Source organism: Alteromonas sp. MMG017, from assembly GCF_018100795.1.
In the GTDB taxonomy this organism is placed as follows: domain Bacteria; phylum Pseudomonadota; class Gammaproteobacteria; order Enterobacterales; family Alteromonadaceae; genus Alteromonas.
Genome location: NZ_JAGJDY010000006.1, coordinates 1 through 22,739, shown reverse-complemented (window position 1 = coordinate 22,739; position 22,739 = coordinate 1). Strand labels below are relative to the sequence as shown.

Sequence of the window (22,739 nt, the reverse complement as noted above, 5' to 3'; positions counted from 1 at the left end):
TGAGGGGAATTATTATGGAACAAGCTGTTACTTATCACGTAGACGAAAGAAATGTTGCCCTTATTACGCTTAACCGCGCAGACAAACACAATGCATTTAACGATGACATGATTGCCACCTTAACCCAGCTATTTACGCGGGCCGGCAACGACAGCAGCATTCGTGCAGTAGTGCTGCAAGGTGAAGGGAAAAGCTTTAGCGCGGGTGCAGACCTTGAGTGGATGAAGCGCATGGCAGGTTTTGATGAAGCAAAAAATCACGCCGATGCGATGGCGCTAGCTACCATGCTGCACACCTTATACACCTTGCCAAAGCCTACGATTGCGCGAGTGCAAGGGGCTGCTTTTGGCGGCGCGGTAGGGCTTATCGCCTGCTGCGACATTGCCATTGGTAGCAAATTAAGCAAGTTCTGTTTAAGCGAAGTAAAAATAGGCCTTATTCCCGCCACTATTAGCCCTTACGTGATAGAAGCTATGGGCGCACGGGTTTGCAGACGTTATTTTCAAACTGCAGAAGTTTTTTCTGCCCGCCGAGCAAGGCGCTTGGGCTTACTTAGCGAAGCCGTGACCGAAGATGAACTGGATAGCACGATAGACGATATTATTCGCCAAATTTTAAAAAATGGCCCTGTGGCAGTATCTCACGCTAAAGCCTTAGTGCAGCAAGTTGCCAATGCGCCTGTTAATGCTGAATTGCTTGATGATACAAGTAAGCAAATTGCCAAAATAAGAACCTCAAAAGAAGGTCAGGAAGGTTTGGGGGCTTTCATCGAAAAACGTACCCCAGCGTGGCAGGAGAAACTAGCATGATTAAAAAGTTACTGATTGCCAATCGCGGCGAAATTGCATGCCGCGTGATGCGCACAGCAAAAGCCATGGGTATACAAACGGTGGCGGTTTATTCAGACGCCGACGTAAAAGCCTTGCATGTTTTACAGGCGGATGAAGCGGTTTATTTAGGCCCTGCTCCCTCTAAAGATAGCTATTTGCGCGGCACTGCAATTATTGAATATGCCAAGAAACTTGGTGTAGATGCCATTCATCCGGGCTATGGTTTTTTATCTGAAAATGCCGAATTTGCTAAAGCATGTGCCGCGCATGACATTATATTTGTGGGCCCTCCTGCATCGGCCATAGAAGCCATGGGGTCTAAATCTGCGGCTAAGAAAATTATGGAAGCCGCTGGCGTACCTTTAGTACCTGGCTATCATGGTGATGACCAAGACGAAGCTACCTTGAAGCAAGCCAGCGATGCCATGGGCTACCCTGTATTACTTAAAGCTGCTTCCGGCGGTGGTGGTAAAGGCATGCGCCAAGTGTGGAAAGAAAGTGAGTTTTCGGCCGCGCTAAGTGCAGCTAAAAGAGAGTCTATGGCAAGCTTTGGCGATGAACATATGCTGGTTGAAAAGTACCTCACCCGCCCTCGCCATGTTGAGATACAAGTTTTCTGTGACACCCATGGTAATGGTGTGTATTTATTTGAACGTGACTGCTCAGTGCAGCGACGTCACCAAAAGGTGATAGAAGAAGCACCTGCGCCTAATTTTCCTGCCAATATTCGCCAGCAAATGGGTGAAGCGGCATTGCAAGCAGCCAAAGCGATTAATTATGTCGGTGCAGGAACCGTTGAGTTCTTGTATGACGAAGACGGCTCGTTCTATTTCATGGAAATGAATACTCGATTGCAAGTAGAGCACCCTGTGACGGAAATGATTACCGGTGAAGATTTGGTCCGCTGGCAGCTTGATGTAGCAGAAGGTAAAACGCTACCCAAAACCCAATCAGAATTAACGTTAACGGGACACGCATTCGAAGCACGCATTTACGCCGAAGATCCCAACAATGATTTTCTGCCCGCTAGCGGCACGCTCTCGCTTATCAAGACACCCATGTTATCAACCTCGACTTCCTATCAAAATAGCCAGTCGCTTAACGAGACACCCACGTTATCTAGTCAAAATTCAGCGAGTAAAGTGCGTATTGATACCGGCGTGCAGCAAGGTGATGACATCAGTGTTTATTACGATCCGATGATATCTAAACTTGTCGTTTGGGGTGAAAATAGAGAGGCTGCGTTAAAACAACTAGTTAGTGCGCTTAAGCAGTATCATATTGACGGCGTGACCACGAATATAGATTTTCTTATCGACGTGGCTTCAAGTATGCCTTTCAGTAACGCTGAACTCACCACAACGTTTATTGATAAATACGCTGACACTTTGTTCAACAACCAGAGCCAATCAGTAGATGTCGAGCTTCCTGCAATAGCACTTTTGTCTGTACTTTCACGCAATCAAGGTACAGCGAAGATTGATTCACTACCATCACCTTGGGGAATTATAGGCTCATGGCGCTCCAACATGGGATATCAAGAGTCCCTGTCCGTTATGGTGAATGATGAAGTTCACTCACTCACAATAAGACATATTGCCGAGTCAGGTAATACTTTGAATCAAAAGGCCATTTCTCTTAAGGTAAATACAGATAGCGAAGATATTGAAGTAACGGGTCATATTGTTGGTGATAAGTTAATTGCTTCTGTAGAGGGTGTAAGGCGTACATATCATTTCTCGAACAATGAAGGGCAATTTGGCTTGTTTGGTCAAGATTCGCACTGTCACTTTAAGGTCTTAGCACCTGATATGGGAGATGACGACGACAGCCATAATGCTGCAAGCTTAGATGCGCCAATGAATGGTACCGTAGTGGCTCATTTGGTTGAGGTTGGTGCTAGCGTAAAAAAAGATGCACCGTTACTTATTATGGAAGCCATGAAAATGGAGCACAGTATTACTGCGCCTTGCGACGGTGTAGTGCGTGGCTATTTTTATCAACCTGGTGAATTGGTAGATGGCGGCTCAGTGCTGATTGATTTCGATTCTGACTCAAAAGGTGAATGATTATGGAAAAATCTATGAAGACACCCACCATAAATTCGACCACTAAGCCAACGACTCACTTTCCTTCGAAAGTGAGTATTGTGGAGGTTGGTGCCCGTGACGGGCTACAAAATGAAAAGGCGGTTCTTAGCTCGAAGGACAAAATACGCCTCGTCAATTTGCTCAGTGCCAGTGGTTTGAAACGTATTGAAGCTGGCAGCTTTGTTTCTCCCAAGTGGGTTCCCCAAATGGCAGATTCTGACGAAGTTTTCGAAGGAATTAGTCGGGTAAAAGAGGTTGTTTATTCAGCCTTAACCCCTAACCTAAAAGGGTTTGAAGCTGCGTTAGCTGTGGGCGTAGACGAAGTTGCTATATTTGGCGCTGCGTCTGAGTCTTTTTCCCAAAAGAATATAAACTGCTCAATCAGTGAAAGCTTAAAACGCTTCGAGCCTGTCATTGCAGCTGCAAACACGCATAAAATTCCAGTTAGAGGCTACGTGTCTTGTGTGATGGGCTGCCCTTATGAAGGACAAATCGCCAGCGAGTCGGTAGCGCTAGTTTCAAAGGCGTTACATGACATGGGTTGCTACGAAATTTCACTTGGCGATACCATTGGAACTGGCACTCCTGCATCTACGGCTCGTTTACTCGAACACGTTTGCCAGCATGTACCTGGTGCCGACTTAGCCGTTCATTTTCACGACACTTATGGCCAAGCACTAGTCAATATCTACACCGCATTACAATACGGTATATCGAATATAGACAGCGCGGTTGCAGGGCTTGGTGGCTGCCCATATGCTAAAGGTGCTAGCGGAAATGTGGCGACGGAAGACGTTCTATATATGCTAAATGGACTCGGAATTGAAACTGACGTGAGTATGGATAGGCTGCTTGTTGCTACTGAATTCATCTCTTCTGTTTTGGACAGAAAACCAGTGTCTAAAGTAGCTAATGCATTGCTTGCCAAGAAAAACTAATTTCAGGTTCTGTAGGGCTAAGTGCTAACAAAATGCTAACTAGACGCTGATAACTAGACACCCATCATTTAGGTGATAACTAGACACCCATCATTTAGGTGAAGGAGCTAACAAAAGCGCCCTATCAAAGTTCTAGCAATAAGTGCCATCAAAGACCTATCAAGACACCCATAGTAAAAGTCCACTAACCAGACACTCACAATAAAATAGAAAGTTAATTCGATTAATTCACGCCTAAAATACAGGTTCATGAATGGTTATTGATTGCTACCATGGTTCTATATGAAATTACTGGATGTTAACCGTGCCGCAATCAAGACGCAGCCAAATTAACCTTGCTGATACACCCTATTATCACTGTGTTTCACGCTGCGTCAGACAATGCTACCTATGCGGTGTTGATCAACACTCAGGAAAGAGCTTTGAACATCGAAGAGGCTGGGTCGAGCGTCGCTTACTAGAGTTAGCTTCGGTGTACTCCATTGATATTTGCGCCTATGCGGTAATGAGCAATCACGTTCATGTGGTACTACACGTTGATAAAAAAAGTGCCAATGCCTGGAGCATAGATCAAGTGCTAACCCAATGGCACCGTATCCATAAAGGCACCCTGCTTACCCAAAGGTATCTTAAGGGTGAGCGCCTCTCCGATGCCGAAATAAAAACAGTAGCCGATACCGCTGAAGTTTACCGCCGTCGCCTGTATGACATTAGTTGGTTTATGCGAAATCTCAATGAGTTCATTGCTAGGGCAGCTAATACAGAGGACGAGTGCACAGGGCGATTTTGGGAAGGTAGATTTAAATCTCAAGCTTTATTGAATGATAGCGCCCTACTTTCCTGTATGGCCTACGTAGATTTAAACCCCGTTAGAGCCAATATAGCGACAACTCCTGAAAACTCTAGGTACACCAGTATTTACTCACGTTTACAGGCACTGAAAGGCAATTCGAAGATCTCTGCCTTACTACCCTTTTCAGGTGAACGTAATCAACGCGATATTAAAGAAATACCTATTAGACTGACTGATTACCTTGAACTCGTTGATACAACGGGACGAATCATTCGTGATGACAAACCTGGTTATATTAATAGCAATTACGCCCCAATACTATCTCGGTTAGGGATAAGCCAGGTTCACTGGCAGACACTTACAACCCACTTTGAAAAGTTGTTTAGTTATGCCGCAGGCTGTGAAACTACAATGAGGGGATTTAAGCAAAATACCAACAGGCAGCGCGCAAGGGGGATAAAAAACGCAAAATTACTTTCCAGCGCCTGTTAATACCCATCTTCTGTTTACGGGTATGAGTTAGGTGGCAAAAAATCTTTTATTTACAGATTTTTACATTAAAAGCGTCAATTCCTTGCCTTTCTTAGCCATAATACTGCGGCTTTATAATCCACTTTTCAGAACACCTAAGTAGCCTTATCCCAACCACAAATATTTGCAGAGCAAAGCGCTTGGTGAATTTCTAGTTCTGCGCGGTTAATAGGGCTATTAAGACACCCACCGTATCTAATTAAGAGTTATCGAGACACCCACCATATCTACATGGGTAAGAATGAGACTCAAGCCTATATTAGGTTGGGTGTCCCTCGAATCTCTCGAATCTTTTTGTTTCTCTTACTACTTCAGTTAAAATTTAAATATGGGTGTCTTCGTAAAATAGATAGCCTTATAAATTTAAACTACCCTAATCCCGTTCTTATGATGGATGTCCCGTTAATTCTCGTTAATTCTATACTTACTATGATGGGTGTCTTGATAACTCTTGATAACTCGAGTCTCTTGATAACTAGTAACAACTCTCGACTCAAGCAGGTTCCCGATTACCGCTTAGCGCCAACCATGTCTCGTTAGCTTCCCAGGTAGTTAACCATTGAGAAACTTTATTAGCCGGCATAGGCTTGGCTATGCCATAGCCTTGCGCTAACTCACAACCCAAGCGGACAAGGGCAACGCCATGCTCAACCGACTCTACGCCTTCCGCAATTACTTCTCGTTTAAATGTCTTTGCCAATCCAACCACACCTTCAACAATCGCTAAGTCATCGGTGTCGTCTAACATATCTCGCACGAAGCTCTGGTCAATTTTGATTAAGTAAGCTGGCAATCGTTTCAGATAAGTAAGTGATGAGTAACCAGTACCAAAATCATCTAAAGCAAAGCTCACCCCTAAATCGTGACACGCATTCATTGTCGAAGATACTTGGAAGGTATCTTGCAACGCACTGGTTTCCAGAATTTCTAGCTCTAAATAACCTGGATCTACGTCAGGGTGAGCCGCTAACAGTGTTTCTAACCGAGAGGTAAAGTTGTCCTGCTGCAATTGATGTGCGCTAATATTCACACTTACGGGTAATAAAATACCGCGTTTCTGCCAGTGCGAAATTTGTGTTAAAGCGGCATCAATAACCCACTCTCCCACTTGCAAGCTGATACCGTGACCTTCAATAATAGGCAAAAAATCTAGCGGAGGAATTAGACCACTTTCGGGATGCTCCCAGCGAATCAAAGCTTCTACGCCAATGACTTCACCGGAACTCATATTCACCTTAGGCTGGTAGTGTAAGACAAATTCATTTCGCTCTAGGGCAACGCGCACATTATCAATGCTCTTATTATAAGTGTTAATCGCGTTATCTTGATCTAAGTCGAACTGATGAAATCGGTTCTTACCTCCTTGCTTTGCAACGTACATGGCTTGGTCCGCATGCCGTATCAACTGATCAGCATCTACGTTATCTTGAGGAAAGACAGTGACTCCAATACTCGCTGATACTTGCATCACCGCATCGGCAACATTGACGGGTGCAGAGGCAGATTTAAGAAGTCGATTTAAAACGTGCTCACAGTCACTGAACTCATTCAGGTTAACCATGATTATAATGAATTCGTCACCACCAATGCGCGCAATTGTGTCACCCGCTCTCAAGCTAGCTTTTAAGCCATTAGAGACCTCAACCAAAAACTGATCACCGATATTGTGTCCGTAGTTATCGTTAATCGCTTTAAAACCATCTAAATCCATAAATGCGACAGCTAAGGAATTTTGTTGTAACTGACTGTGCTTAATGGCTTGATTGAGGCGCTTAGCAAGCAAAACTCTGTTAGGTAAGTTGGTAAGCAGGTCATAATGAGCTATCCGTTCTAACTTGCCTTCATTGAGCTTAATTTCTGATATATCGGTTGAAAGCGACACATAGTGTTGAACCTGTCCCTCCTCGTCTTTAACTGCACTGATTGTGACCATTTCAGGATAAATTTCACCGTCCTTACGACGATTCCAAATCTCCCCTCTCCAGTTTCCATCAGTGTTCAGCGTATCCCACATGTTTTTATAAAACTGTGCAGCGTGACGGCCCGACTGAAGAATTCTAGGGTTTTTCCCCAGCACTTCCGATTTGCTGTAGCCGGTGATACGGCACAGCGTATCATTCACTTCAATAATCGTGGCTGAGGCGTCGGTAATAATTATGCCTTCGTTCGCATGAGTGAAAACGCTGGCTGCACGCTTTAATGTCTCTTCGGAACGATTTTTTTCGATAGCGATACTCGCTAAACTGGCAGTCTGCTCAATTAGCGCAAGATCAGCATCAGAAGGGTAATTAATACTAGAGTGATAAATAGCAAAAGTACCAAGCACTGCGCCCTGTGTAGAACGAATGGGTTCAGACCAACAGGCACCTAAATTAGCTCGTTCAGCTAACGCTTTAAAATTTTTCCAGTAAGGATGTGTTTGAATATCTGCAACGATGACACGTTCGTTAGTAAACGCCGCTGTGCCGCAAGAACCTACGCCACTACCTATTTCAACGCCATCGATAGCGTCGACATAAAAATTTGGAAGGCTTGCTCCAGTTCCACTGCGTAAATGACTCCCAGACTCGTCGAGAAGTAAGATACTGCACATCATTTCCGGATTATTAAGCTCAACCACACTGACAATGGCATTCAAAACCACCTTTAGAGGTTCTCCGGTGGTAATGAGCTCTAAAACTTCACTACGAGTAGTTTCTCTTAACTCATTCTGCCTGCGTTTTGTCACATCACGAATTACACCAACAATAAAGCGCCTGTTGTTGCGGTCGATAAATCGGCTTAATTTAACCAGTACTACACTTGCTTTATTACCTTTTCCTTTCAGGGCTTGCTCTATAACTTTATCTTCCCCAGTTTCTAACACTTGCTTGTCGCTCTGCGCTAGCTTCACCAATTCTTTTGGGTAAATTTTATCGGAGAAAGTTTTTCCAATAAGCTTTTTTCGAGAAACGTTCACAAGCTCACAAAAAGCATTGTTAGCAACTAAAAGCTTACCCTCTCCGTCTTTAATAAATACGGGGTCAACTGATATATCTAAAAACGCGTTAAGATAATCCTCTAATTCCTCAGGATCCTTAACTGGCAAGCCTACCGATTCATTTTGTAGTTGGTGTTTATAAGACATACTTGAAACCAAACTTGATTACTAAAGCCATGTTCGCCCAATATCGACTGAGATATAAACTGGGCTCCACAAATGCAATCACAGTAATTCGCAAAGCGCTTAACCCCCTCTTCTCTTATTTTTCTTCTGGTAATATAAGCGTAGTACAAATAGCCACGGTCAGCATTGCTGCCATAATATACACCACTGAAAAGTCGATAAACGACGATACAATTGCGTACAACCCACCAAACCCAATCAAGATCAGACCTATAGCTGTGTTTGAAAAACCAACTAATTCAGTCCGGTCTTGACCATCTTTAATATCTAGGCTGTAAGTTTTACGCCCTGTTCGTACGCCGGCATGAGCTATTGAAAGAATAAAAAACAAACCTGCAGACAGCCACAAACTTTCAGGCTCCATAGCAAGTAAGCCAGCACAAGCAATTAACGCCAACACTCCTGACAGCTGAAGGGTGAATCGAGCACTCTTATCTGCAATCTTTCCCCATAGAAACGAAGAAAGCATTGACGCTAGGGCTTGTGCAGCAAGATAAAAAGGAAGCAAAGATTTCGCGTTTTGCGAACTTTCCAACATGAAATATGGCGCGACTAGCGCAGAGTGAACAAACAGCCCCCGAACAAAAACGAATCGATATACTGTGTTGTCAAAACGCCAGTTAAACAACGACTTATTTTGAGACTCTTCTATTTCAACGTGAGTTTTTATCGAAAACATTAAAAGTAGCGTGATACAAAATGCAAGTGCTGATGAAGCTAGCAAAATGAAGATTGAATAGCCTTCAAGCTCTTTTTCAAAATACACGAGAGGAACTGCAGCGCATAATGTCATCACACCCGACGCAGTAGATGCTAAACCGACTAACTTGCCTCGTTCACCTTTTTGACTAACATCCGCTTCCATGTCTTTTACGGTAAGCGAACTAGCAGAGCGGCCTAAACTTAGAAACACCAGTGATGCGAGTATAATCAACCCCGCCACAGAACCTTCGGTGACAAGTGCGGCAGCTAACATTGTACATATTGCCGAGATTTGTATGGCCATACCTAGCCGCCAAACATGGTGCCTAGCGCTCTTTTTGCGTAAATACACACCAATTAACGCTTGGGGCAACAATGCGCCAGATTCGCGAATTGGCACAAGCCACATCACCATCCAGCTAGGAGCTCCTAAGGAAATGAGTAGTGCAGGTAATGTGGTTTTTGCAGATGCTAGTAAGTCGGCTAATTTATTAAAAGCTAGACCCACTATTAGGCGGCGTTTATTTCCCGACATGCTCTTTCCCAACATGAATTAACACAATTACGATTGTTGCTATCTAACAAACCAACCGCTGATTACTTTAGCGTTACTTAACGAACTTTGTACGAAATAAACCCAAAACTCGATCACGCTGTGTTCAATGGCAATATATCTTACTAACACACTGAATAACCCTAACAATTAGGCCAATTTAAAATACAAATCTAAACGTGTCAGCCTTAGGACAGACTTAGCGAGACACCCATCATAAACTAACTTTCTCACAACTCTCCTAACTACAATCATCAGTGTTACTTAGAACTTCACCTTACCTGCTTCACGCTAACATGGGTGTCTCGTTTACTCTTGTGAGGCGACCTAATCATGGATGTCTTCATAACGCCGCTATAACGTGGGTGTCTTCATAACGCCCATTTTCAATAATGGCCAAATCATGGGTGTCTCGATAAAAAACCAACACCTAAAAATGAAAAAAGCCAAGTACGCTTTGGAAAATATCCATATCAGCGAACTCAGCTTAGTCAGAAGTTAAAATCATTTGACACTTTTGCGCTGCGCAAAAGCTTATCGAGGTTACTAGCCTTTATTCTCTACAACCGTTTTTAAGTTTTCTAATCCCATTTCGAAGTCTGGGCCTATCATGCCGTCCATCATCAGTACAAAGTAGCGACTGATGATGTTGTTACCTACGTCACCTGAGTCAACCCAGGTTACTTTAGTAGCCTCACCAGCAGGCGATATTACCAATGAGCCTGTTGAACCCATTTCCCATTCTGGGAAAGCCAATGAGTAAACCACCTTTTTATTGTGTTCTAAGTCGGTAATTTTCATTTCCCCATTGCCTTCCGTCACGCTTTTCCACGATGACATCATTCCAATAGCTCTATCTGGCCCAGAGTAATCGATTTCCATACTAGGGTCGCGTTGGAACCACACCCCCCAGTTTTGCCATGCCCGTAAATCGACAACATCAGGATAAATCTCTTCAGGTTGCGCATTAATCAAAATACTTCTTTCAACTTTATATTGCTGTGGAAGGAATAACCCCACCACGACAACCAAAGCTATCAAAACGCCAACGCCTAAAACTATCTTCTTTAAAACTGCCATCTAAAACTCCATGATAATCACATAGGATTAGAAATATATAACAATTATTTAACAAATGGCACTGGTGATTGAGAAAACTCTCCGCTTAAGTAGTAAATAACCATTTCGCGCACATAGTCTGCGTCCACATTAGACACCCAAGAAATTTGGCTTCCTGAGTTTGCGCAAAGGTAGGTTTGGCCTGCATTGGGCGTAGTAGTGCTTACCGCAACCTGACCGGTTTCAATACGTAGCTTGTTACCTGGCAAGGCTAAAACGCAGGTAGAAAGAATGTCCCATAAAAAATACGTAAATTCATAAGATGGGATAGACGTTACCGTAGACGCCCAGAATTGACCAGATAGGTCTGAAACCGGCGTATTCTTTACAGCAAGTTGCTGCAAAAAATCCCAACTAACTGGCAAATCGTTGGTCGCATCTAAAGGTACTAATAGCAGATTTACGCCACTATCTACCAATGCTTTAGTCGCCTTAGGATCCCAATAGGCATTCCATTCCGCTGAACCGTCATGATCATGCATCGCCACATTACCTTTGACCTTTACGGCACCTCCCATCCACACCACTTTTTGTACCTTATCTACAAGGTTTGGACTTTGTGTTAACGCGGCGGCTAAGTTTGTAGCCGGGCCTGTCATTAATACAGTGACAGGCTCAGCTGCACGAGTTAACGCACTTTGCATCCAATCATGTGCGGCCTTGGTTTCTACCTTCACTTCATCATGAGACGTACGCAGCATCGTAGGTGTAGCGTGGCACATTTTAGGTTGAGCACGCCATTCAGGCGGAAATGGGTTGGGGCCTGTTAATTGCCCTACGCTCACAGGAATATGGGAATTGCCCGTTAATGTAAGGATTTTGCGAGTACTCAATAAAGCATCATCAGGGTAGCAGTCGGCCGGCGTAATAGTTACACCTACCACATTTATATTAGGCAAACGCAGCAAAAGTATTAGCGATAACAAATCGTCAATACCACCATCGTGGTCAAAAATAACTGGGGTAGTAGAAGACATAAAAAATCCCTTAAGAAAAAATAACGTTTTTTTTACATAGTTCATTAAAACGCCATGGCATTATATTTATTCTTGTGTAATATGAAGTTAGGTTATCACAAAACCTAATTTCCAGGGCAATATTCTACTTACAAAGCCCTAGTGCAATCGGTATGAATTACGGTTTTACACATTCATCGACACCGCAAAATTGTGTCTTAAAAAATGGAGAACGAGGACATGGCAGATCAGAGTTCACGCTATATTAGTAATCTGACTCGCGATACCTACGCACTGATATTAGCTGGAGGACGAGGGTCGCGCTTACATGAATTAACAACATGGCGCGCAAAGCCAGCGCTCTATTTTGGTGGTAAGTTTAGAATTATCGATTTTCCGCTATCTAATTGTATTAATTCAGGCATTAGACGCGTTGGCGTAGTAACCCAGTATAAGTCTCATTCGTTAATAAGACATTTAGTACGCGGCTGGGGGCATTTCAAGAAGGAACTCGGTGAGTCAGTAGAAATATTACCCGCATCTCAACGATTTTCAGATAGTTGGTATGAAGGTACCGCCGATGCGGTATTCCAAAATATCGACATTATTCGAGACGAACTCCCCAAATACGTAATGATATTATCTGGCGACCACATCTATCGCATGGATTACGGTACTATGCTGGCTCGTCATGTTGAAAGTGGCGCCAAAATGACCGTGTCATGTATGTCGGTGCCTATCGAAGAGGCTGCGGGGTCGTTTGGCGTTATGTCGGTAGATGAAAATTACCGTATTAACGGCTTTGCTGAAAAACCTGAACACCCTGCTCCGTTACCTGGCGACGATACTCGTTGTTTAGCATCTATGGGCAACTATGTTTTCGATACAGAATTTCTTTTCGAACAATTACGAAGAGACGCTGAAACCTCTGGCTCACAGCGTGATTTTGGTAAAGACATTATTCCGTCCATTATTAAAGACAACCCGGTGTATGCGTTTGAATTTGAAAACTCTGAAGGTGGAGATGCTTACTGGCGCGATGTAGGTACCATTGATTCATTTTGGGAAGCCAATATGGAAATGGTGGCGCCGGTGCCACAACTTAATCTGTACGATCAAAAGTGGCCCATCTGGACCTACCAAGAACAGTTGCCCCCTGCAAAATTTGTATGGGAAGACCACGACAGGCGCGGTGAAGCGATTAATTCGGTTGTCTCTGGCGGCTGTATTATTTCGGGTTCAACCCTTCGCGGCACAATTTGCTTTTCGAACGTAAGGGTACACTCGTACGGCCTTATAGAAGATGCGGTAATTTTGCCAGATGTGGAAATTATGCGTCACTGTAAGTTAAGAAAAGTACTGCTTGATAGAGGCTGTGTTATTCCAGAAGGCACCGTCATTGGTTATAACCATGATGATGACAGAGCTCGAGGATTCCGTGTTTCTGAAAAAGGCGTGGTGCTGGTTACACGAGAAATGCTAGGCCAACCTGTTGGCGGCCTATCCCCTACCTAAAGCTAGCTATTCCACTTTGAAATAGTGGTTGAAATGAGTTCAGCCACTGCTTCAGGATGTTCTAGCGGGAACATATGCCCACCTTTAAATTCAGTATGATCAATAGCGTTATGCTGAATTAATCTTTCGTACATAGCCGGTCTACACACCGCCCCACCTTTAGCGGTTACCAGCAATGCTGGGCACTTCAACTTGCCTTTATATTTACCTAGATTATGCGGCACATTGCGAAATAACGACGCTTCTACCTCGGCCTTAAATGTTAACGATGTCAGCTCACCTTTAGTGTGTGTTACATGCTTAACATAATCACGAATACATCGTTTATCCATATTACGAAACAGGGCCTTTCCTTGAAAATACGCTTCCATATCAGTATGAGATGGCCATTGAGTATTTCGCGTTTCAGCTAATTTTGCTGGCGTTAGTTTGTTGATTAACGGTGTCTTTTTCGCAAAACGAAAAAAGTAGCTCATGGGGCCCATCACTAACGGAGGGTCAAGCATAATAAGCCCACGGAACAAACTAGGTTCTTCGCAGGCTGCCATATAAGAAATTACCGCACCGAAGGAATGCCCTACCGCATAAACGCCTCTACTGTCTGTGTTTTCGGCTTTTACGTGTTTTATAAGCTCATTAACTTGATTGCGCCAGTTAGCATTTACGGGTAACTGAGGATCGTGACCAAACCTGTCCACATGAATACGGTGAAAGTGCTCGGGTAATGAAGAAAAAAGCGCATTATAACTACCAGCAGGAAATCCATTTGCATGGGCAAAGTGAAAACTAACATCGGTTTTCGACAATGAAATACTCCTTCACGAAAAACAGCATCAAAGCTAAATGTAGCAATGGCAAAGAGGGGAAAAATAAGGGCTGGTAAACCAGCCCTTAATTACAACAACATGTTAATTATGAACGAGATAGTACTACAGCCCTCTCGACTCCGCCATCTCCCAATCTTTAACAATCTTAGTACTGGTCCATAAGAACACAATAATAGAAAGCGCGTATGGCACAATCAAATACAGTAAAGACTGACGAAGCGCTTCAACTTCACCCATTGAAGGCACTAATGCTTGGCTAATAATACCAGTAATCGTTGGCCCGCCACCCAATGCAATAATATTCAAAACAAAGAAGAATAATGCAGTAGACATAGCACGAACGTTAATAGGTGCAAGGGTTTGCGCCATGGCAAAGCTTGGGCCTAAATACGAACCACTGGTAAACAGTAAGAAGGTCATTAGCCCTACAGATAGCCATAAGTCGTTAACCTGAAGCGAGAAATACAACGCTGGTACACCAATAATGAGCGCAATAGCAGGTAACAAGGCATACGCTTTCTTGTTTTGTTTACCCCATCTATCAGCGATATAGCCGCCAAGCCACACGCCTAATGCATAAGCAGAACCATTGATAATACCGAACGCAATGAGCAACTGCGTGATATCTAACCCTGCAAAGGCACGTACATAGTAATCGATGATCCACGTCGAAATGGCATAGTTACCGAACGAGCCAAAAGAAATACCTAACGCCATTCCCCACCACGTGGGTATCTTCAATAAAGTTTTGAGTGAAGCTGACACACTGGCCTTTTCAGTGTCATCAGTTTTTACTGACTCCGTACGTTTCGGCTCTTTTACCGTAAACTTCAGCAATAACGCTAATATTACGCCCGGTAAGCCCACACTTATCATTACGGTGCGCCAATCAGCAGAACCGCCTTGAAGGAAAAATGCAGAAGCAAAGAATGCCAACATTACACCAAACGGAATACCTAAAGAGTAAATAGCCAATGCGCCTGCACGCTTTTCTTTAGGAAACAGGTCGGAAATAATACTGTGTGAAGGTGGGCTGCCTCCAGCTTCACCAATGCCCACACCAATTCTGGCAAGCGCCAGTTGCGTGTAGTTCATGGCAAGCCCTGAGGCGGCGGTAAAGCCACTCCATAGGGTGAGCGAGATAGCAATAATATTCACGCGACTATAGCGATCTGCAAGCCACGCAATAGGAATGCCCACCACGGTATAAAGAATGGCGAAATAAACGCCCTTTAATAAGCCTAACTGCGCATCATCTAAACCCAAATCAGCTTTAATGAAGGGAGAAAGGATGCCTATGATTTGTCTATCTATAAAATTAAATGCATAAACCAGCGTAAGTATCACTAACACATAATTTCTGTAGGCGCGGGAAGTATCCGCTTTCTCTACTGGTGCCGTTTGAACCTGACTATGGGCCATATCATTCCCTTTAAATTCAATGAAAACTTAGTCTACGCGGCAGGTTAAAAGATTGACAACTTATTGTTACTTATTTGTAAATATAAAAAGGAATGTTAGCCTAGGCTTTCTGTTAGCTTGAGCTTAAGGTAGGATACCAACACCTTTACTCATCAGACCAGACAAACAGCATGACGGTAGACGAGCTTTTAACGCTTTCTTCTTTAGAGGCACTTTCTGACAATGAATGGAAAGTAGATAACCTTATTATTCCCAGTAATTGGGCGCAAGGGCGTACAGCATTCGGCGGTATTTCAGCAGGCATGGCGTACAGCGCTATTCGCCAAAAAGTCAGTGAGGAACGCGTGCTGCGTTCATTTACCACTAACTTTGTTGGCCCGCTCTCGCCAGACACCCCATTTTCAATTGAAGTAACCTTGTTGCGTGAAGGCAAAAACGTATCTCAATATACCGCTCATATAAAACAAAATGGGAAAAGCTGCGTGTTTGTGCAGGCGTGCTTTGGTATTGGTAGAAAGTCAGGCATTAAGGTTGAGAACAAAGATACCCACGATATGGCAGTGCCAACTAAAGGCAAGTTTATACCGCAGATTCCAAAGGTTACGCCTAAGTTTTTACGCCATTTCGATTTAGCTATTGATCAAGGGGGTATCCCCTTTACCCGTAAAAAGACCAGCGTTTACCACGGACATATGCGCTTTAAAAAGCCACCAGCGAAAATCACCGACGCACATATCATTACCATGATTGATGCTTGGCCGCCTACGCTATTGCAAATGATGAAATTGCCGGCTCCAGCAAGCACCGTGAGTTGGAACTTAGAATTTATCCACCCACATAAGCAAGTTGACCCCACAGATTGGTTTGCATACCAAGCACATACCCGTCAGGCGGAAGATGGCTACGGCCACACAGAAGCCACCATTTGGGATAAAGACAATGAAGTTATCGCGATAAGTCGCCAAACCGTAGCAATTTTTGATTAATTTGACTGTGAGTGTTGGACTAGAAGATTAGCTAGAAAGGCACTTTGGAATAAATACTGAAATGAAAGGGCGTACTGCATAAACGGTACGCCCTTTTTTCATTAATAAAGCATAAAGGCGTTTGGATTGAACAGGGAGATAACTGAAATACACTGCAGGTTAGTGATATCTAATGCATCTTCTAAGTCGTCACGATTAAGCGAAAGGCTCTCGTGCAGTTCAGGCTTTAAGTTATTGTAGCTAGGGTAAATTTCAGAATTTACGTTGTCTAGCGCCAATACATAAGATAGCTGCAATATTTGCTCTTCAAATTCAGAAGTGTTGCTACTATCGCCGTGTATTTTTGCAATGGGATTATAAATGCTTTCAGGAATACCCCACTCTTTAATGATGCCCGCAGACACATTCGTAAAAGTATAACCCAACACACCGGCTTGTAATTCAGCTGGGCTTACTCTTGCGTTAAACGCCTGACAACGTTTTGCGCTATCTGGCAACATGGCCACCACCACCAGCTCACCAATATTATGCAGTAAACCCGCAACAAATAAGCGTTCAGGCTCTCTGATATTTCGCATTTCAGCAAAGTATTTTGCTAGAAGGCCGCAAGAAACACTTTGCTCCCAAAATTTATCTAAGTCGATAACTTGGCCATCGACCTCTTTAAACGCTTGGCTAACACCAAATGCAAGTGCTAGGTCGTACGTAGAGCGCGTACCTACTACTTGTAGCGCTTTAGTGATGGTATCTATTTTATTAGGAAAACGGTACAACGCCGAATTTGCTACTCTTAACAGCTGTGTAGCTAACGATGGGTCAAAAGAAATGATGTCGGCAATGTCGTCTATATTAGATGCGCCGTCATCCATGCACGCTTTTAAACGCGTTACCGAGTCAGGCAGCACAAACAACGAGCTCGCATTACTAATAATATCTTGTAGGGTCATTTAGGTATACGCTCCTGATATAACCTACTCTATTTAGAAGAGTGGCGTTTAGCAATCACGCCAAGAAATAAAAAACTGTAACTATCAAACAAGATTAGCTTTTTCGCTGATAGCTACATTATAGCGCGATTATTTAGCCTAGCTAATCGGAATTCATTATCTTTCGTATAGTATGCAATAAATTAACATACATTTAATGCAACCCTAATAGGGGTAACCCCCAATATTTGGGTAATTTTTCAAAAATTCCTGTTGATAATAGAGTTTCATTTTCTTTATTTCCCGCTGTGCTACTATTTCGCGCTTTACACATTCAAGCACAGATATTTATGTTACAAGGCATGTCAAAAGGCACAATGCAGGTAGTAGTCATTGGCTATGTGTGGCCTGAACCCAACTCCTCCGCCGCTGGCCAAAATATGCTGGCTCTGATTAATCAGTTTCTTAGCCTCGGCCATAGCGTGACTTTTATGACCGCAGCCGCTGACAGTGTTCATAAAGCTGACCTAAGTAATTTGGGCGTAAGCAGCGAAGCGGTAGCACTTAATTGCAGTAGCTTTAATGAGCGAATCGCTCAACTGCAGCCTGATGTGGTTATTTTCGACCGTTACATGACCGAAGAGCAATTTTCGTGGCGAGTAAAAGACGCCTGCCCTCGTGCTATTCGTATACTAAACACCGAAGATTTACACAGTTTGCGACAAGCTAGGCACGACGCCGTTAAAACACAAGACAATGCGCTGCGAGCAAACAAAGAGACCGTGACATCCCCTCTTTTAACGAACATTGCCAGCGCCGCGAAAGAGGCTGATTACAATACGCCTTTGGCACAACGGGAAATTGCCGCTATTTTACGTTGCGATCTTACGTTGGTCATTTCTCGCACCGAGTATGCTCTGCTGACGAACCATTATCAGGTGCCAGCCAAACAACTTTATTACCATCCGCTCAATGTAGCGACAGTAGATGGCGGGATACCTAATTTTGAAAAACGCACCGACATTGTCACTATTGGCAATTTTCGTCATGCGCCAAATTGGGATTCAGTGCTACAGCTAAAGCAAACCGTATGGCCTGCTATTAAAAAGGCACTCCCTCAGGCTAATTTACATATTTATGGTGCCTACCCGCCAAAAAAAGCAACGCAGTTGCACAACCCAAAGAGTGGATTTTACTTAGATGGCTGGGCCGACAATGCACACGATGTTATTGCTAACGCGCGGCTGCTTATTGCGCCTCTGCGCTTTGGTGCAGGTATTAAAGGCAAAATACTAGAAGCTATGCGATGTGAAACCCCTACCCTTACTACATGGGTAGGCGCTGAAGGTATTGCTGATGTAAATTCATCCGCCGCGCGGTTAACGTCAAATACTTCACTTGATATCACGGAAGAAGCAGCAAATAGCCCTACTCAGCCTGCATGGGGCGGCGCGATTTGCGACACCGCAGAAGATTTTGCCAAGCACGCGGTTAGGCTTTACAACAATGAAGAGGAATGGGCGTTAGCAAGTAAGTTAGGCGTAGCGTTGTTCAACACTTTTGAAGATGACAAAGAAAGCGAAACCTTGGCGGAGCGAGTGTCCATCATGGCTAGCGATGTAGAGGCCCATCGCAAGCACCTGTTTCTACAAGGGCTACTATGGCATCAGACCTTGAATGCGAGCAAGTACATGTCGCAGTGGATTGAAGCTAAAAACCAAAACTTATAGCGTATTTAAGCGTCGCAAAACACTTAAGATACCATTGCCCCTAGACTGACTTAAATGACGCTGCAAATTGCACGCGTTCATGTATTGCTCAAAGTCGTAAGCCTTTCTTTGTTCATCGGAAAGGCTATTCGCTTTTTCTAACAGTACCGCCAACACACCGCGAATAATCTTACTGGGTGAATAAGCTGCAATAACAAGGTCGCCAGTGTTTTGTGAAGGCGTACATGCTACCCACACTTTACTTTCACAACCAGGTACCAATGCATCTTCAGTGCGTGAGGACTCTGGTAAAGCAATCAATTGCTTACCAGCGAGCATGATGGCGCGAGTTGCGCCATCCCAACCTTTAGCCGCAGCCACAGTTTGCCCCAGCAGTAACAGATGCGTAGAGTCTGTCATCACTTAGATTCTGTCATCGCATAAGCTACAGCGGTGGATGTCATAACTAGGCATTTGTAAAACAGAGCCCAACAGTTAAGCGCTTGCATCTGCGCTAAATTCTGCGCTTAGCTCTTCTGCTGTCATGACTAGGTTTTCGGCATCGGCAGAGGTAGGAAACATAACCAACTCCACACCATTTTTAGTTAAGCCTGGTAACCACGTTTCAGTAAACTCATCAAATGGCACTGCCACACACGTACCTGTAATTTGATTATCGTCTAACCAAGCTTGCGCTAAGTTATTATGAGGGAAAACAGGTAGTCGAGTAATATCATTGTCTTCCAGCATGACAAAGCCTTCTGTACCTTGAATCAACCAAATTTCTTTCGCTTTGGGTACATAGCTGATCACTAGCATTTGTCGGTCTTCAGCAGACAAACTTTTAGCTTGCGCTAGCACAGTGTCGTTCAGGGTGGCAGTTACAGTATCTGGAAACACAAAAATTTACCTTATTATTTAGGAGGCACCGATAAGAGGCGCCAAGTATACCCTTTGCATGCTGCCCCGCCAAATACCAAAGACGATTTAATCTTATAAAGACAGTGAACATTCAAGTTGAAAACATGGCCCGCGACTAATATTATTGCACGCTATATTATGTAACCTTGTCTTCTGTTTTACGCTTTGGTTGCAAAACGCACTCCACATGCTCCTTGTCAGTTAGCAATCTGCATTTCTTGGTAGTACCGTTCATCCGCCTTTTATTAATAAAAACGCAAAGTTTAGAGCTTCATGCAAAACCTATTTAGTGACCTAAAAGAAAAAACGCATAACAAACATGTCGAATTAGAGCACAGTGCACCCTTTGCACTTTTTCATAACATGATGGGTAATAGCGCCAGTGAAACCCAACACGAACATCGAGAAAATTATCATAATGTGCTCTGCGTTATGCGAGAGTTCCACCAGCATTGCATGTGGGTTATCAACGATGCAGTTAAGAAGTATCCCGCGCTTGTGCCCTTATCGCAGCAGTTCGAAGCCCAAGCAGTTTTAATTGCCCTTGATAACGACTTAACGGTATTGAACTCAAATAGCGCAAAGTGCATAACTGAATTACAAAACGTTGACGTGCCAAGTTTTGAAACCGCACTGTCTGCCACTATTTCAGCGATGTATGTGTGGCTAGGATCGTCTATGGGCGCCAATATTATTAGCCGCAGGCTAAGTAAAACAGACTACGGTTTTCCTACACATTACTATCAATCAATGGCAATACAGTCCAAAGCGTGGCCTGAATTTAAACAAGAAGTAGCGCGTTTATTACCCATAATGATTGAAGCCAGTAAAGCAGAAACCCATATTGGCGAAACACTAAGCGATGCTATTATTAACGATGCTAATCTTTGGTTTGAGCATCTTATTTTGTTAGGAAAAAGCACAAGTTTGCCACCACAGACATTAAGTTAAACCCAGCATTCTGTTAGAATTCCTTTAATCCGTATTTTAAGAAGCTCTTATGAAAGTAATCTCATTTAATATCAATGGCATTCGTGCCCGTCTTCACCAACTTCAAGCATTAATAGATGCGCATGAGCCGGATATTATTGGCTTGCAAGAAATTAAAGTTCACAACGAACAATTTCCGGTAGAAGCAGTTGAAGCGATGGGATACCACGTTTATTTTCATGGTCAAAAAAGTCACTACGGCGTGGCATTTTTAGCGAAAAAAGAGCCTGAGTCTGTGCTTATGGGCTTCCCTACCGATGAAGAAGATGCACAGCGTCGCATGATCATCCTGAAAACCACTGATAGCGACGGCCAGCCAGTTACCGTATTGAACGGCTACTTTCCGCAAGGCGAAAACGAAAAGCACGAAACCAAATATCCAGCAAAACGTAAGTTTTATAAAGATTTGATGACTTATCTGGACACCCACCATACTCCTGATGAGAAAGTCATCGTAATGGGTGATGTGAACATCTCGCATACCGATTCAGATATTGGTATTGGCGAAGAAAACAAAAAGCGCTGGTTGCGTACCGGTAAATGCAGTTTTTTACCCGAAGAAAGAGAATGGCTCAACACATTGATGGATTGGGGTTTTGAAGACAGCTTTAGAACGTTAAATCCAGATACAACCGACAGGTACTCGTGGTTCGATTATCGTTCAAAAGGGTTTAATGATAATCGCGGCCTTCGTATTGATCTTATTTTGGCAACTGCACCTATTCATAAACGACTGAATGATGCCGGCATAGATTATGAACTTCGCGGTATTGAAAAGCCGTCGGATCATGCACCTATTTGGGCTACTTACAGTAAATAGTAAATCTATAGCAAATAACGAATGGAGAATGCGTGACAACGCTACAGTGGCTTGGCCTTATTTTATATTGTTTAACCCTAGTTGGGGTTATTAAACAAATTTCTGTTGTAGGCCTAATGGGTGACAAACACCAACAGCACCTGCTGTTTGGTAGTGCTGCTGCGTTGTTCGCGTTCTGGATCTTCAAAGTGGGTATTTTTGAAGGGCTAGATGTTCACTTTGTTGGCTTAAGTGTGGTTACACTTATGCTCGGGTTTAGATACGCAATTCTAGCTGGAACCATTGCCCTATTGGGGGCTACCGCCGCTGGTTTTGCGCAGTGGCAAACCTTAGGAATTAATGGCGTATTAGGGGTAATGCTTCCTGTCGCGGTAACCTACCTTGTATATTTAGTGTCATTTCACCACTTGCCCCGCCAACTGTTCGTTTATATTTTTGTGTGCGCTTTCTTTCCAGGCGCACTTAGCATCGCCCTTAAAACAGGCGCTCTTGCCGGTTATTATTTTGTTGAAGGCATTTACACGTGGGATGTTATTTACGACAACTTCGTACTGCTTATCCCACTATTAGTATTTCCAGAAGCCCTGCTTAACGGTATGGCAATTACGCTACTCGTCATCTATCAGCCCACCTGGGTTTACACCTTCCACGACAAGTTTTATTTCGACAACTAAGCGAAAGCCTTAATCACAGCCATAAACAAGACACCCATGTTTATTTCAGCTTCAAAGTTATAGAGACACCCACGTTTGATTCCCTTTTATTCTTTAGGATTAACGTGGACATCCACCATAAAACAATAGCAAGACACTCATCACATTAACGAGACACCCACCATCTCACCTTATTTAAATTACGTAGTTTACGTGGACACCCATGATAATTGACGTGCAGTCGATATGAGCTTTTCGAGTATTTTCCCGTGACTTACCAATCCCTTCTTAA

19 protein-coding genes are annotated in these 22,739 nt (G+C 43.6%); 10 read left to right on the top strand and 9 right to left on the bottom strand.

Annotated elements, in window-relative coordinates; translation table 11 throughout:
• The first annotated feature begins 14 nt into the window (after positions 1-14).
• The 4 genes from J8L84_RS10585 to J8L84_RS10570 all read left to right on the top strand — a co-directional run bounded on the left by J8L84_RS10585 (position 15) and on the right by J8L84_RS10570 (position 5,143).
• Positions 15-809, top strand: a complete 795-nt coding sequence (locus tag J8L84_RS10585) for an enoyl-CoA hydratase/isomerase family protein (protein WP_211070679.1) — start codon at positions 15-17, stop codon at positions 807-809.
• Positions 806-2,899 carry an acetyl/propionyl/methylcrotonyl-CoA carboxylase subunit alpha gene (locus tag J8L84_RS10580; protein WP_211070678.1) on the top strand — a complete coding sequence of 698 codons (2,094 nt, stop codon included), beginning with the start codon at positions 806-808 and terminating at the stop codon, positions 2,897-2,899. Before J8L84_RS10585 ends, J8L84_RS10580 begins: the two co-directional genes overlap by 4 nt.
• A gap of 2 nt (positions 2,900-2,901) precedes the next feature.
• Complete coding sequence (locus J8L84_RS10575; protein WP_247670711.1) at positions 2,902-3,858, top strand: hydroxymethylglutaryl-CoA lyase; 957 nt, start codon at positions 2,902-2,904, stop codon at positions 3,856-3,858.
• Between the two features lie 304 nt (positions 3,859-4,162).
• Positions 4,163-5,143, top strand: coding sequence for a transposase (locus J8L84_RS10570; protein ID WP_211070677.1), 981 nt, complete (start codon positions 4,163-4,165; stop codon positions 5,141-5,143).
• Between the two features lie 532 nt (positions 5,144-5,675).
• Here J8L84_RS10570 and J8L84_RS10565 read toward each other — a convergent pair.
• The 4 genes from J8L84_RS10565 to J8L84_RS10550 all read right to left on the bottom strand — a co-directional run bounded on the left by J8L84_RS10565 (position 5,676) and on the right by J8L84_RS10550 (position 11,699).
• The gene (locus tag J8L84_RS10565) at positions 5,676-8,309 is read right to left on the bottom strand and encodes an EAL domain-containing protein (RefSeq protein ID WP_211070676.1); all 2,634 of its coding nucleotides are present in this window, start codon (positions 8,307-8,309) and stop codon (positions 5,676-5,678) included.
• A gap of 115 nt (positions 8,310-8,424) precedes the next feature.
• Entirely contained in the window at positions 8,425-9,585 is a 1,161-nt protein-coding gene (locus J8L84_RS10560; RefSeq protein ID WP_211070675.1) for an MFS transporter, read from the bottom strand.
• A 564-nt stretch (positions 9,586-10,149) separates the two neighbouring features.
• On the bottom strand, positions 10,150-10,683 hold the full coding sequence (locus tag J8L84_RS10555; RefSeq protein ID WP_211070674.1) for an SRPBCC family protein: 534 nt from the start codon (positions 10,681-10,683) through the stop codon (positions 10,150-10,152).
• Between the two features lie 44 nt (positions 10,684-10,727).
• Positions 10,728-11,699 (bottom strand): nucleoside hydrolase, encoded by a 972-nt coding sequence (locus tag J8L84_RS10550; RefSeq protein WP_211070673.1) that lies wholly within the window; start codon positions 11,697-11,699, stop codon positions 10,728-10,730.
• A 219-nt stretch (positions 11,700-11,918) separates the two neighbouring features.
• On the opposite strand from J8L84_RS10550, the gene glgC reads away from it, so the two are divergent.
• Positions 11,919-13,193: a glucose-1-phosphate adenylyltransferase gene (glgC, locus tag J8L84_RS10545; protein WP_211070672.1), complete on the top strand. Its 1,275-nt coding sequence runs from the start codon at positions 11,919-11,921 to the stop codon at positions 13,191-13,193.
• Between the two features lie 2 nt (positions 13,194-13,195).
• On the opposite strand, the gene J8L84_RS10540 is transcribed toward glgC, so the two are convergent.
• Both J8L84_RS10540 and J8L84_RS10535 read right to left on the bottom strand, forming a co-directional pair.
• A complete protein-coding gene (locus J8L84_RS10540; protein WP_211070671.1) occupies positions 13,196-13,999 on the bottom strand; it encodes an alpha/beta hydrolase in 804 nt (267 codons plus the stop codon).
• A 123-nt stretch (positions 14,000-14,122) separates the two neighbouring features.
• Positions 14,123-15,442 (bottom strand): MFS transporter, encoded by a 1,320-nt coding sequence (locus tag J8L84_RS10535; protein WP_211070670.1) that lies wholly within the window; start codon positions 15,440-15,442, stop codon positions 14,123-14,125.
• Positions 15,443-15,612: 170 nt separating this feature from the next.
• Here J8L84_RS10535 and J8L84_RS10530 point away from each other — a divergent pair, with 170 nt between their 5' ends.
• Positions 15,613-16,428 (top strand): thioesterase family protein, encoded by an 816-nt coding sequence (locus J8L84_RS10530; RefSeq protein ID WP_211070669.1) that lies wholly within the window; start codon positions 15,613-15,615, stop codon positions 16,426-16,428.
• Between the two features lie 101 nt (positions 16,429-16,529).
• On the opposite strand, the gene J8L84_RS10525 is transcribed toward J8L84_RS10530, so the two are convergent.
• Positions 16,530-17,375, bottom strand: coding sequence for an HDOD domain-containing protein (locus J8L84_RS10525; protein WP_211070668.1), 846 nt, complete (start codon positions 17,373-17,375; stop codon positions 16,530-16,532).
• 341 nt (positions 17,376-17,716) lie between these two features.
• Here J8L84_RS10525 and J8L84_RS10520 point away from each other — a divergent pair, with 341 nt between their 5' ends.
• Positions 17,717-19,084 carry a glycosyltransferase gene (locus tag J8L84_RS10520; RefSeq protein WP_247670710.1) on the top strand — a complete coding sequence of 456 codons (1,368 nt, stop codon included), beginning with the start codon at positions 17,717-17,719 and terminating at the stop codon, positions 19,082-19,084.
• Here J8L84_RS10520 and J8L84_RS10515 read toward each other — a convergent pair.
• Positions 19,079-19,483: a SufE family protein gene (locus J8L84_RS10515; RefSeq protein WP_211070666.1), complete on the bottom strand. Its 405-nt coding sequence runs from the start codon at positions 19,481-19,483 to the stop codon at positions 19,079-19,081. The genes J8L84_RS10520 and J8L84_RS10515 overlap by 6 nt on opposite strands.
• A 75-nt stretch (positions 19,484-19,558) precedes the next feature.
• On the bottom strand, positions 19,559-19,963 hold the full coding sequence (locus J8L84_RS10510) for a DUF2750 domain-containing protein (protein WP_211070665.1): 405 nt from the start codon (positions 19,961-19,963) through the stop codon (positions 19,559-19,561).
• A gap of 294 nt (positions 19,964-20,257) precedes the next feature.
• Between J8L84_RS10510 and J8L84_RS10505 the strand changes: the two genes are divergently transcribed.
• The 3 genes from J8L84_RS10505 to J8L84_RS10495 are packed head-to-tail and all read left to right on the top strand — an operon-like array spanning position 20,258 to position 22,468.
• Entirely contained in the window at positions 20,258-20,935 is a 678-nt protein-coding gene (locus J8L84_RS10505; RefSeq protein WP_211070664.1) for a hypothetical protein, read from the top strand.
• Between the two features lie 49 nt (positions 20,936-20,984).
• Positions 20,985-21,794: an exodeoxyribonuclease III gene (gene xthA / locus J8L84_RS10500; protein WP_211070663.1), complete on the top strand. Its 810-nt coding sequence runs from the start codon at positions 20,985-20,987 to the stop codon at positions 21,792-21,794.
• A gap of 32 nt (positions 21,795-21,826) precedes the next feature.
• Positions 21,827-22,468 carry an energy-coupling factor ABC transporter permease gene (locus J8L84_RS10495; protein WP_211070662.1) on the top strand — a complete coding sequence of 214 codons (642 nt, stop codon included), beginning with the start codon at positions 21,827-21,829 and terminating at the stop codon, positions 22,466-22,468.
• Positions 22,469-22,739: the final 271 nt, after the last annotated feature.